General features: G+C 37.2%; 10 protein-coding genes and 3 pseudogenes. 5 read left to right on the top strand and 8 right to left on the bottom strand.

Going from position 1 to position 12,383, the window contains the following annotated elements; genetic code table 11:
- The first annotated feature begins 145 nt into the window (after positions 1-145).
- The 3 genes from M014_RS0124425 to M014_RS0124415 all read left to right on the top strand — a co-directional run bounded on the left by M014_RS0124425 (position 146) and on the right by M014_RS0124415 (position 4,929).
- Complete coding sequence (locus M014_RS0124425; RefSeq protein ID WP_026594030.1) at positions 146-1,219, top strand: glycosyltransferase family 4 protein; 1,074 nt, start codon at positions 146-148, stop codon at positions 1,217-1,219.
- A 192-nt stretch (positions 1,220-1,411) separates the two neighbouring features.
- Positions 1,412-2,149 (top strand): polysaccharide deacetylase family protein, encoded by a 738-nt coding sequence (locus M014_RS0124420; RefSeq protein WP_026594029.1) that lies wholly within the window; start codon positions 1,412-1,414, stop codon positions 2,147-2,149.
- A gap of 104 nt (positions 2,150-2,253) precedes the next feature.
- Positions 2,254-4,929, top strand: coding sequence for a PRD domain-containing protein (locus M014_RS0124415; protein ID WP_026594028.1), 2,676 nt, complete (start codon positions 2,254-2,256; stop codon positions 4,927-4,929).
- 43 nt (positions 4,930-4,972) lie between these two features.
- Here the strand turns inward: M014_RS0124415 and M014_RS0124410 are convergent, their stop codons facing one another.
- Positions 4,973-5,398: a CHRD domain-containing protein gene (locus tag M014_RS0124410; protein ID WP_026594027.1), complete on the bottom strand. Its 426-nt coding sequence runs from the start codon at positions 5,396-5,398 to the stop codon at positions 4,973-4,975.
- Between the two features lie 224 nt (positions 5,399-5,622).
- Here M014_RS0124410 and M014_RS0124405 point away from each other — a divergent pair, with 224 nt between their 5' ends.
- On the top strand, positions 5,623-6,783 hold the full coding sequence (locus M014_RS0124405) for a chromate transporter (RefSeq protein WP_026594026.1): 1,161 nt from the start codon (positions 5,623-5,625) through the stop codon (positions 6,781-6,783).
- Between the two features lie 35 nt (positions 6,784-6,818).
- Here the strand turns inward: M014_RS0124405 and M014_RS29435 are convergent.
- The 5 genes and pseudogenes from M014_RS29435 to M014_RS0124385 all read right to left on the bottom strand — a co-directional run.
- Positions 6,819-6,905 (bottom strand): annotated as a pseudogene (locus M014_RS29435) (chitin disaccharide deacetylase); the annotation flags it as partial.
- A gap of 28 nt (positions 6,906-6,933) precedes the next feature.
- A pseudogene (locus M014_RS27465) lies at positions 6,934-8,258 on the bottom strand (6-phospho-beta-glucosidase).
- A gap of 3 nt (positions 8,259-8,261) precedes the next feature.
- Positions 8,262-8,585, bottom strand: coding sequence for a PTS lactose/cellobiose transporter subunit IIA (locus M014_RS0124395; RefSeq protein WP_026594025.1), 324 nt, complete (start codon positions 8,583-8,585; stop codon positions 8,262-8,264).
- Positions 8,586-8,917: 332 nt separating this feature from the next.
- The gene (celB, locus tag M014_RS0124390; protein WP_026594024.1) at positions 8,918-10,225 is read right to left on the bottom strand and encodes a PTS cellobiose transporter subunit IIC; all 1,308 of its coding nucleotides are present in this window, start codon (positions 10,223-10,225) and stop codon (positions 8,918-8,920) included.
- 17 nt (positions 10,226-10,242) lie between these two features.
- Entirely contained in the window at positions 10,243-10,545 is a 303-nt protein-coding gene (locus M014_RS0124385) for a PTS sugar transporter subunit IIB (RefSeq protein WP_026594023.1), read from the bottom strand.
- Positions 10,546-10,998: 453 nt separating this feature from the next.
- On the opposite strand from M014_RS0124385, the pseudogene speD reads away from it, so the two are divergent.
- Positions 10,999-11,323 (top strand): annotated as a pseudogene (gene speD, locus M014_RS28840) (adenosylmethionine decarboxylase).
- 144 nt (positions 11,324-11,467) lie between these two features.
- Here the strand turns inward: speD and M014_RS0124375 are convergent.
- Positions 11,468-11,881: a DUF3021 domain-containing protein gene (locus tag M014_RS0124375; RefSeq protein WP_035415761.1), complete on the bottom strand. Its 414-nt coding sequence runs from the start codon at positions 11,879-11,881 to the stop codon at positions 11,468-11,470.
- Positions 11,882-11,890: 9 nt separating this feature from the next.
- Complete coding sequence (locus M014_RS0124370) at positions 11,891-12,340, bottom strand: LytTR family DNA-binding domain-containing protein (RefSeq protein ID WP_026594021.1); 450 nt, start codon at positions 12,338-12,340, stop codon at positions 11,891-11,893.
- Between the last annotated feature and the right edge of the window lie 43 nt (positions 12,341-12,383).

Raw genomic sequence — 12,383 nt, 5'->3', positions numbered from 1 at the left:
TATCTGTTTCCAATTACGTTGAACGAGAAAAAAGATTGAATTCTAATCTTTTTGTGATACCATATGTTATGAGCCTGCAAATAAACATCTTAATTTTCAGATAATTATTAAAAAACTACGTTAAAATATAAAAGGTGGGGTATTAATGGACTCACAAGTGATTTATGCAGTTTTGGCATCTTTCATTACCGTATTAGTCGTTACTCCTTTCGTCATCAAATTAGCATTTAAGATCGGAGCAACTGATAAGCCAAACGCACGTAAAGTACACCAAAAAATTATGCCTCGCCTAGGTGGACTGGCAATTTTCATTGGTGTAGCTGTAGGATTCATTGTTAGTGGATTATATGAACAAAGAATGCTATCCATTAGTTTAGGGGCTGTCATCATTGTCATTATCGGTATTTTAGATGACATGTATGAATTATCGGCAAAAGTAAAGTTCGGTGGACAACTAGTAGTTGCCGCATTCATCGTAAAAAGTGGATTATTAGTTCAGGTGTTATACATTCCATTCCTAGGAGATACTGAGCTTGGTCTACTTGCATATCCAATTACAATATTCTGGATTGTCGGTATTACAAACGCCATTAACTTAATTGATGGATTAGATGGATTATCCGCTGGTATTTCATCCATCGTTCTTGCAACGTTAGCATATATGGCCTTTACTAGTCCGATTGGTACTGGTGCTGTCATTATTCTACCATTAGCACTTATTGCACTTGCAAGTACACTTGGGTTTTTATTCTATAACTTCCATCCAGCAAAAATTTTCATGGGAGATACAGGTGCACTGTTTTTAGGATACTGTATTTCTGTTATATCCTTACTTGGATTGTACAAAAGCGTAACGTTATTCAGCTTCGTTGTTCCAATTATTATTTTAGGTGTACCAGTGTTCGATACAACCTTTGCAATTATTCGACGTGTTGTAAACAAAAAGCCAATTTCTGCACCAGATAAATCACATTTACATCATCGGCTGTTAGCAATGGGCTTCTCTCATCGTACAACGGTACTTATCATTTATGCATTCGGCATTTTCTTTAGCGTAAATGCAATTATATTCACTAGCGCAACATTATGGTTATCCATTATCCTTCTGTTCGCTTTAATCTTCTTTACTGAACTCATAGCAGAAGTAATTGGTCTTGTGCACGAGCGTTATAAACCAATTATTTCCTTCTATAAAAAAGTGAAAAAACGCGAAGACTAATTATAGTATCGTCTTTACTAGCAAAGAATATTCAAATAGCACTCTTTCTTTTTAAGAAAGAGTGCTATTTTTATTTCCAAAATATAGTTTGTTTGAGAGTTCTTCTATTGGAGCAAGATATACATATAAAGGGAATCATGAGAATATAATCTTAATTCCTTCTTCACGACTGTTAGATTGAGGGTGAGTATAATGATAAAGCAAATGTTTCTATGTATTATTATATTTTTGAGTATTACTACATGTTCGATATCTTATACTGAAGCAGCCGCTAACTCCCCACTTATACATCAATCTCCGGCTCAGGACACGGCTCTTCCGTCCAAAATTGCATACTTAACATTTGATGATGGACCAAACAAGTACACATCACAAATTTTAAACATCTTAAAACAAAAACAAGGAAAAGCAACCTTCTTTGTAATTGGTAGCAAGGCTTCACATTACCCCCAAATAATGAAACGTTTCATACAAGAAGGTCATTATATCGGTCTTCATAGCATGTCCCATGACGTAAAACGTCTATATACTGGTGATCCATCCACTTTAATTACTGAAATGGAACAGACCCGCTCAATTGTCCGTCGCACCGCAAACTTGGATACACACCTTGTTCGCGTTCCATATGGTAGTATGCCTTATTTAAAAAAGAATTATCGTGATGCGCTTGTTTCTGCTCAGTATAAAATGTGGGATTGGACAATCGATACATATGACTGGAAAAGTTATCATAATCCTTCGGCTGTACTAGAGCGTGTTATGAACCAAAACGATGAACAAGTTGAAGTTATTTTAATGCATGATTCTAGCGTTACCGTACAAATTCTTCCAAAGGTAATTGATTACCTCAAAGCAAAAGGGTACACACTTCTTCCTTATAATCCTTCCTCACATTTAGAAGTTAACTTTTGGAAGGACACAAGATTGTAACAGCTTTAGTATATATACTAGGGCTGTTTCGTCTTTTTCTCTTCCCACACTTCCTATTTTTGTGTAAAATTTTAAATAGCGACGAAGTTTCGAGGTGAAGAAAAATGAAACGAATGGACCTCATTTATAATGTAATAAAGAAAGGGAATTACTCAGAAGGTGTAACAGCATCTGAACTCGCTACCTTTCTACAGCTAGACCGTGCAAATGTAAGCAGCGATTTAAATAAGCTGGTGAAAGAGGGTCGTTTATCTAAAACAGGGACACGCCCTGTCCGTTTTTATTTAGGAGTTAACTCTCATATGGAAACGCATTCAGAAAATGACACTTCACTCGATACCTTTGCAAAAGAGAACACAAGCCTCAAAATTGCGATTGAAAAAGCAAAGGCCGCTGTACTCTATCCGCCAAATGGTATGCATACATTACTACTTGGAGAAACAGGTGTCGGGAAATCTATGTTTGCCTCTTTAATGCATGAATACGCAATTGAAGTTAATCGGCTCCCAAAAGATGCACCGTTTATCGTCTTTAACTGTGCGGACTACGCAAATAATCCACAGCTCTTACTTGGGCAGCTTTTCGGGATAAAGAGAGGTGCTTACACTGGTGCAAGTGACCAAAAGGGATTAATTGAAAAAGCTCATGAAGGCATTCTCTTTCTAGATGAAATACACCGCCTTCCGCCAGAAGGACAAGAAATGCTATTCACATTTATTGACCGGGGTGTGTATCGTCGCCTTGGAGAAACAGAGAACGAGCGCCGAGCACAAGTATTAATTATTACCGCAACAACAGAAGAACCAAACTCGTTTTTACTGAAAACATTTACACGGCGAATTCCAATGACCGTAACGCTTCCACCACTTCGTGAACGAACACATCAGGAACGCTTTTCACTATTGCAGCTCTTTTTTACAAATGAAGCGATTCGCCTACGAAAAGAAATTCATGTCAGCCCAAATACAATGCGCGCATTCGTCTTTTATCAATGTCCAAACAATATCGGACAATTAAAAACCGATGTACAAATCGCCTGCGCAAAAGCCTATTCTGATTTCGTAACAAAAAAGAGAGATTCTGTACGTGTTTCTAGCACTGACTTACCATGGTACATGAAGGAAGGCTTATTTATCGAAAGAAAAAGTCGCCATCTGTATCAAGTACCAAACGAAACTTTTGTGTTTACGAGTGACGAAGGATGGAGTAGACATAAAACAGAAGATACACGCTCTTCCATTTATGATTACATCGATCATAAATATGAAGAACTCCAAGCACGCGGGATTGAAGAAGAAGAATTAGAATTATTAATAGACAATGATATCCAAAGCTTTTTCGTTCATTATTTTAATCAAATGTCCAAAAAGACAAATCATGAAAACGTCTTTAAAATCGTCGATCGTAATATTGTTTCTGTTTGCGAAAAAATCGCTGAACTAGCAGAAAAACATTTATCTAAGACATTCGATGAAAAAGTCTTTCTCGCTTTAAGTTTACATGTACAGACAACTTTACAACGTTTACAAGGCGGGAAACAAATTCATCACCCACAGCTGAATCAAATTCGTACGAAATATAAAGAAGCTTTCTCCGTTGCCATGCAATGTATCCAGCTGTTAGAAGAAGAATTACAAATAACGATGCCGATTGATGAAGCTGGATTCTTAACGATGTTTTTTGTTGTTGATCCCATCCCAGCTTCCCAAACAGAAGTAAAAGTATTAATTTTGGCTCATGGCAATGGTATCGCAACAGAAATGGCAAATGTATCCAATGAACTTCTCGGTATCGATGAAGTAACAGGAATTGATATGCCCCTTCATGAATCGCCGAAAGATTTCTTAGAACGAGTAAAAATGTACATGAAAACACTAGGACATATAAATGGACTTCTCTTACTTGTCGATATGGGGTCACTTGCTTATATCGGAGATATACTAGAGACGGAATTCCATATCCCTGTACGCGTTCTCTCGATGACAAGTACGCCGCACGTACTCGAAGCAGCGCGAAAAGCCCAGCTCGGTTACTCATTAGATACGTTATATGAAACCGTGAAAAATTTAACACCGTTTTACTTGAACGTACAAGAAGAAAAGAAAAAGCCACTCGCTCCAATGAAATCAGTCATTTTAACAGCTTGTTTAACAGGAGAAGGAAGCGCACTGGCCATTCAAAAAATGCTTGAAAACTATTTGCGATTCGATAAGGATTTAATAGAAATTATTCCGATTAGTATCGTTCATGAAAAAGATTTAACAAAAATGATCGAAAATATAAAGAAAGAACGCAATATGATTTGTATTGTTACAAACTTTGATGTACAAGTACCATGTTTAACTTATCATTTCCAAGATATTATAAACTACAAAGCCATTCAACCGATTCAAGAATTAATTACGTATGAAGAAACATATGCAAAAATGGCTGATATTCTCGGGCAACAAATGCAACGCGAAGATGGAGCACTGATGATTAAAACAATACGGTACGCGCTCAATACAATTCAAGAGCTCATCTCTTTACAGTTAAACCCTGATAGTTTAATGGGAGTTATTTTGCATATGAGCTGTATGATTGATCGGCTGCAAAAGGGAGAAAAACTCCTCCCTTACCCTGACAAAGAAGCACGTAGACAAGATGAATACTGGATGTATATGAAAGTAAAAAAAACGCTGCAACCGATTGAAAATACGTTTGACGTACAAATTCCAGATGATGAAGTATTTTATGTAATGGACTTCTTCATAAAGAATCAACCAGAAAAAAAAGAATAAAGTAAATATGCCCATGAATGTTAACATTCATGGGCATATTTACTTAACGGCTTATCGATCGGCTATACCCCTTTATCTTTCCACGTATTTCTCCTCTTGCATATGCTCTTGTATGAACATTTACATATGCATTCATTTCTTCGATTGCCTGCACAAGATTTTCGAACGTCTTCCCTTGCAAAGGCCCTTCTAGATCTTCAGTGGACACCATACCTGTTATCGTTCCTTCATTTACACTAATTCCATGCTTCACAGGTCCATATAAAAACATTACCACTGGTCCTGTCTGATTCCCTTTGCCTAAGTGAATTTGGCAAGATGTTATCTTCTCAATATTCTTCAATATGATCCTATAATGTAGTTTTGTAAAATTGCTATTGAAAATAAGTTCAGCTACCCCATAAGCCTTTGTTTCTACAGGAGGTAATTCATTACCACCTTTTAGCTTAGCAACAAAATGTTTTGTCATACGAGCAACATTCTCCTTATATAAATTTCAATTTGAATAGCTGGCATCTCTTTAACTAATTTATTGCTGGGACACGATTAATTATGACTTTTTCAGAGGCGCTTTTTCATGAGGATTATTCCACTCAAGAAATCTTTACAAAAACATTACATCATAGCCATTCCCTTTGCTTAGGTCCTCCTTGTATAATGCACATAGACTTGAAATTTCTTTAGGAGGCCACCTTGAAAACGATAATAGAAATCTTTCTCGTATCACTTAAACTAGGTCTTACCTCTTTCGGAGGTCCTGTAGCTCATCTTGGGTACTTCCATCACGAATACGTACAAAAGCGAAAATGGATGGATGAGCGAAGCTATGGCGATTTAGTAGCACTCTGTCAATTCCTTCCTGGCCCTGCAAGCAGTCAAGTTGGAATTGGCATCGGTTTATCACGCGGAGGACTCCTTGGAGCTATAGCCGCTTGGACTGGATTTACACTCCCATCCGTTCTTGTACTTGTCTTTTTTGCTTCACTGCTCCAGCAATTTCATGTGACGGATGCTGGCTGGATTCATGGTTTAAAGCTTGTAGCAGTAGCAATTGTCGCCCATGCAATATGGGGAATGGCTCAGAAATTAACACCGGATCGAAACCGAGCAACCATTGCAATCATCACTGCTGCAATCGCATTATTATTTCCAAGTACATGGACACAAGTTGCACTTATTCTACTTGCTGGTTTTATCGGTTGGCTCTTATATCGTAAGTATGAAGTTCCACCTGCTAGCAAAATACATATTCCTATTTCACGTATAACAGCCATCTTGTGCCTTTTACTATTCCTTAGTTTATTATTCTTGTTACCCATCTTACGACCATTTTCACACTGGATTGCCATGTTTGATAGTTTCTATCGCTCCGGCTCACTCGTGTTTGGCGGGGGACATGTCGTTCTTCCTCTTCTTGAAAATGAATTTGTACTAAATGGCATGATGACAAAAGAACAGTTTCTAGCAGGATACGGTCTAACACAAGCCGTTCCAGGTCCTCTTTTTACATTTGCATCTTACATAGGAGCTGTGCTGGATGGAACGCTAGGAGCCATTCTTGCAACAATTGCTATCTTTCTTCCTGCATTCTTGCTTGTCATTGGTGTACTGCCATTTTGGGATCAAGTTAGACGCTTGTCTTATGTACAAGGCGCACTCCTTGGTATTAATGCTGCTGTTGTTGGCATTTTACTAGCTGCTTTTTACAATCCAATTTGGACAAGCTCCATCATAAGTACGCCTGACTTTGTCATCGCCTCTCTCCTATTTTGTCTATTAGCATTTTGGAAAGCACCACCATGGATCATAGTTCTTCTTGGCGCCGTTAGTGGCTATATTCTTTCTATTATCTAGCCATACAAAAAGACGGTCTTAATAAACCGTCTTTTTTAAAATCTCACAAGTTCTATCCCCTCTGGCAACTCACTTTCCGTTAAAACCCGTAGTTCCTTCACGCGTTCCATTACATAAAATGAAAAAAGCGTGCCTTGTCAGCGCCGCTTTTTATTTCTCTACTTTTGTGAAGAACTGCGGAAGATAGTCTTTATGTGCTTCCAACATTTCATCTAAAATTTGTTTTGCTACTTTATCTGATGGTACAAGTGGATTAATTGTCATAGCTAGCAGCGCTTTATGATAATCCCCTGTAACAGCAGCTTCAATTGATGTGCGCTCAAATGATTTGATTTGCTGAACTAAACCGCAAACAGAAACCGGTAAGTCTCCTACCGCAATCGGCTTCGGACCATCTTTTGTAATGGTACAGTTCACTTCAACAACTGAATCATGTGGCAAGCTTGCAATTGTACCGTTATTTCTTGTATTAACAGGTTGAATATCACCTTTATTATTATAAATGGATGTAATTAAGCTACATGCTGCATCACTGTAATACGCCCCTCCGCGTTTTTCTAACTGCGGTGGCTTAATATCTAAATTCGGATCTTTATATAACTCGAATAAATCGTCTTCTAATTGTTTCACCACTTCTGCACGTGTTCCTTTTTTAATAGAAGCTTGTTTTTCTTCTTCTAGCATTTCACGTGTTTTATAATAGTAACGATGGTATGGACATGGAATTGCACGCAGAGCGCGGATGAACTCTGGCTCCCAATCTAGCGCAGCGATGTTTTCCATCGTAATTTGCTTTTCTGGGTCTGTTACAAGTTCTATTACTTGATCCATCACACTTACTCCATCTAAATACACATTTAATCCGTAGACCATATGATTTAAGCCGGCAAAGTCAACATGAACGCGGCTTGCATCTACTTCAAGCAACCTTGCAAGCCCCATACGAATACCAATTGGAACATTACATAATCCCACTACTTTTTGAATGCTTGTATAACGAAGTACAGCCTCTGTTACCATGCCAGCTGGATTTGTGAAATTAATGAGCCAAGCATCTGGACAAAGCTCTTCCATGTCTTTACAAATATCTAAAATAACCGGAATCGTTCTCAATGCTTTGAATAATCCACCTGGTCCATTCGTTTCTTGACCGATTACATCATATTTTAATGGAATCGCCTCATCTTTCGTACGTGCCTCTAATAAACCAACGCGAAGCTGTGTTGTTACAAAGTCAGCATCCTTAAGTGCAGCGCGGCGATCAAGTGTTAAGTGAATATCAATTGGTAGACCAGCTTTTTTCACCATACGTTTCGCTAAATTCCCAACGATCTCTAACTTTTCTTTTCCTTCTTCAATATCAACGAGCCAAATTTCGCGAACTGGAAGCTCATCATAGCGCTTAATAAATCCTTCAATTAACTCTGGTGTATAACTAGACCACCGCCGATTGTAGCAATTTTAATTCCGCTCATACCTTATTCTCCTTTCGCATCAAGTTTTTTATAAAGGTCAATAAATTCTGCTGCTAATTCTTTTACAGTCATTGAATTCATTAAATGGTCTTGTGCATGAATTAAAAGAACACTAATTTCTGTTTTTTCTCCTCTTGCTTCTGATTGTATAAGCTCTGTTTGGAAATGATGTGCTTCATTAATGGCTTCTTTCGCTTTTGCCATCGCTTCATCTGCTTCTAACAATCTCCCCTGTTTCGCATATTGCAGTGCCTCCATCGCATAACTTCTTGCGTTACCGCTGTGTAAAATTAATTGGAATGGAATTTGTTCTGCTGTAGTCATCATAAATACCGCCCTCTCTATAAAGTGAAACTTTAATCAGCAGGGGCTTTTTCCCACTGATTATTAGCCCTCGCCAATCGGGCATTTACAGGTAGTTGTCTCCACCTAACTTCTTTGCTTTTACCGAATTTTCAGGTAGGAGGCTTACTCCCCTTTAATGCGGGGTAAAGTTCAATCGATTGAAATACCCCCTCAGTTTGAACGCGTCTATTAAAATTAAACTATTATTTTAGTTGTATATTTTTAGTATTCTTCCAGATATGTGCCATCTTTCTGAACATGATATAAAGGTATTGTCCTCACGATCTAGCACCGCCCGTGAGAACAATCATGTATTACATAGGTACAGATTGATCGTTTCCTTGTGCTGCAGCTTTTTCAGTTTTAACAATAGAACGGTCACATAATACAACGAATGGATAGTAAATTACCATTGCAATTACAAAGTTGAGTAACTGGAGAATTGCACCTGAAATATGTCCACCCGTTACAAGGTAACCACTAATAATTGGTGGTGTTGCCCACGGAATCATCGCAACTGTTTTGGGCACCATTCCTAAAGAAATCGCTGTATAAGAAGTAATTACTAATACAATTGGTGTCACAATAAATGGAATAAATAAAATTGGGTTTAAAATAATCGGTGTACCAAAGATTACTGGTTCATTAATGTTAAATGCACCTGGTCCAATTGATAATCGGGATACGCCACGCATTTGTGCGCTTTTCGCTACAATTAATACAACTACTAAGAATGCTAATGTTGCACCAGAACCACCAAGATATACGAATGTATCAAAGAATGGCTTGGTAATAATGTTTGGAACATCAAATGCAGACACACCATCTTGGAATAATTTTATATTTTTTTCTAACGCTGGTAAGTATAACGGCTCGATGATACCACCAACGATGTTTGGACCGTGTAAACCAAAGAACCAAAGAAGATGAACAAGAATTACAATAACAATTGCACTTGGTAATGTACCCGCTAAACCTTGTAATGGTAATTGAATTGTATTAAAGATAAATTCATGAACACTTGTACCTGCTAATTTCACAGCTAATTGAATACCTGCAACTACTGTCAAAATCACAAATGCTGGAACTAACGCTGCAAAAGAGCGAAGAACAGCTGGTGGTACTCCATCTGGCATTTTGAAAGTAATCTCTCTTTGTACAAAGAAACGGAATGCTTCCGTAACAAGAAGTGCTACAATGATTGCTACGAATAAACCTTGTGCTCCTGTCCAAACTAAATTTAATCCGCCCTCTTTTGGTGTTGTTGGTGTAAGAATAATTAACGCACCAAATGAAATAATACCTGCAGACAATCCATCAACACCGTAAGATTTTGCTAAGTTGTAACTTGTTGTAAATGCTATAATTAATGCTAAAATTGCGAAAGAACCAGTCCACATTCCTCCGCCTATCTGCTTCCACGTTTCACCAAACAAACCTTTCATGAAACTTTGAAAAGCTTCAGATGGAAAGCCATTAACAAGCGACGCTAGGGCACCAACTAAGATAAGCGGCATAACTGCAATAAATCCATCACGGATCGCAGCTAAATGACGTTGTGATCCGATTTTACCAGCGACTGGAACAATATACTTTTCCATAAATGCAATAAACTTTTGCATTCTTTCTTCCCCCCTAATTATTTTTTAAGTGTTAATGCGTGATCTAAAACTGCCTCTCCATTCATCATGCCGTAGTGCATTGGATTGATAACGTCGATACCAACATTCCTCTCATCAGCAAGCGCTTTCATTGAAGAGAGCATATAACGAACTTGTGGTCCTAGTAATAATACATCTGCTTCATCAATGTTGTTTTTTACTGCATCCCCAGATACAGCCCAGATCTTTCCTTCTAGACCGCGAGCTTTTGCAGCCTCTTCCATTTTTGTAACTAGTAAGCTTGTAGACATTCCTGCTGAACAACAAAGTAAAATATTCATTAATAAGTCCCCCTATGCATGTAAACTATTTTTGTTATTTATTTTTCTTTCTTTACACCTTTTATTATTGCAATTGCCGTGCCAACTTTTCAAACTGCCTAAAATCAACATTCTCCTAAGTGTTTTTTATTGTGTGTTATCGCTTTCAAAAAGTGTGTTATTTAAAATATCGGTAGTGTGTTATAAAACAACACGCTTTTAACACATATCTGTATGAAAATAGATTAGTGTTTAGTTGTCTAGTCGTGTGGGAAAACAAAAAATAAAATATTTTTACAAATAAATTTTATATTGGCTTTTCACTTTGTAATAAACTAGTGTTTCATATTCCAAAAGAATAGATTGTCCAATCTAACTTCTATTTCTTTACATAAAATAAGATAAAACATTTTTTATACAAGAAGTATGGAACATGCCACATTCGGCAGACATATAATTGTAGATTTGTAGAAAATAGATTTTTTCTCTATTAAATGCTTGTGAATTTTTAGAACAACATTTAATAACTGCATCTGTTATATGTGGTGCTACTGTTCTATCTGTAAGCGAAAAAATATTTCACCCATATGGCGTTACTATATTAATTCTACTAGCAGAGAGCCACATCTCTATTCACACATATCCAGAAAAGGGCTTCGCAGCAATCGCCTATTATACATGCGGTACAGCCGTTGATCCACAAAAAGCGATTAACTATATATTAGACATTTTAAAACCGAAGCGATTTTATATAAAAAAATTGCTTCGAGGTATAGGAGAAATAACGAATATGAGCTAATTCTTATTTTTATTCTTCTACTAAAAGGAGGTTACGCTACAATAACAGGACCATCAGTGATAATCCACTGATGGTCCACACCCATCTATCATTCAAATATTGGCGATTCGAAAACCTACAATAAAGAATTAACCTCCTGTAAACCTACTTCAATCCACTATTCAATCCCTCAATTTTTTTCTTCCAATACATTGTCATCGTAAACCAGATAATGAAGTAAATAACGATAAAGCTACCTATGCAAATCAGAATGGGAACAAGTTGACTTGGAACCCAACCAATCCAAATTGCAATCGGTAAGAATGTTCCTAGTAAAATGATAAAGTGAATCATCGTTTGCTTCAAAATGCTCCATTCTTCTCTCTCAAACACAAAGGAAGCAAACGAAAAGATCATCCCTACAATATTTGCTGTTACAAGGTGGGTAAGTAATGTCTTTGTCTCTAATACATCCATTCCATTTGCATAACCGATTCCTAAAAACAATAAGCTATACACCATCGCCATCGCCATTCCTGCAATCACTTTAGCGCCTATTCTATCAAACAATGTAATCATCATATATCTCTAACCTCCTCCTATATTCAATGCTTCTTTAATAAGCGGCACATATTTTCTTGAAACATACTCTTTCATTCCATTTGAAAAGTGTGCACACATACTGCCACTAAAAGACATTTCAAAACTTGTTACATACTGCAAGTTAGCTAATGTAGACTTTGAGAATCTCACAAAGCGATCACCCTGTAATTTTGTTTCTAACTCATACAAACGTGATTTCACTTCAAGACTTCCTTTCGTCGTTTGCGCCATTATCTTTCGACCCTCTGCATAAAACCAATAAATATCTTTCGGTTCTAACAAATAATATTGCTGTTCCGAAATTCCAACAATTTGCTTCACACCTCCACCTTCTATCCTTTTTAAAAGATGCTGAACTTCGTCTGTTACTTCTTTTGTCTTTACAATAATCTCTATTTCATCTTGTGATGGATCTAATTCAAGGTGAATCTTCACTACCTCCACCTCCCTTACACTTTTATTGTTACATATATTTGGA

Source organism: Bacillus sp. UNC437CL72CviS29 (assembly GCF_000482345.1).
In the GTDB taxonomy this organism is placed as follows: domain Bacteria; phylum Bacillota; class Bacilli; order Bacillales; family Bacillaceae_G; genus Bacillus_A; species Bacillus_A arachidis.
Note: the sequence above shows the minus strand (reverse complement) of the source record. Positions and strands in the feature narration are given on the sequence as shown.

Bases quoted from the DNA above. Each gene is read 5' to 3' on its own strand.
- M014_RS0124425 (WP_026594030.1), top strand. From the start codon at position 146: ATGGACTCACAAGTGATTTATGCAGTTTTGGCATCTTTCATTACCGTA.
- M014_RS0124420 (WP_026594029.1), top strand. From the start codon at position 1,412: ATGATAAAGCAAATGTTTCTATGTATTATTATATTTTTGAGTATTACT.
- M014_RS0124415 (WP_026594028.1), top strand. From the start codon at position 2,254: ATGAAACGAATGGACCTCATTTATAATGTAATAAAGAAAGGGAATTAC.
- M014_RS0124410 (WP_026594027.1), bottom strand. From the start codon at position 5,398: ATGACAAAACATTTTGTTGCTAAGCTAAAAGGTGGTAATGAATTACCT.
- M014_RS0124395 (WP_026594025.1), bottom strand. From the start codon at position 8,585: ATGATGACTACAGCAGAACAAATTCCATTCCAATTAATTTTACACAGC.
- celB (WP_026594024.1), bottom strand. From the start codon at position 10,225: ATGCAAAAGTTTATTGCATTTATGGAAAAGTATATTGTTCCAGTCGCT.
- M014_RS0124385 (WP_026594023.1), bottom strand. From the start codon at position 10,545: ATGAATATTTTACTTTGTTGTTCAGCAGGAATGTCTACAAGCTTACTA.
- M014_RS0124375 (WP_035415761.1), bottom strand. From the start codon at position 11,881: ATGATTACATTGTTTGATAGAATAGGCGCTAAAGTGATTGCAGGAATG.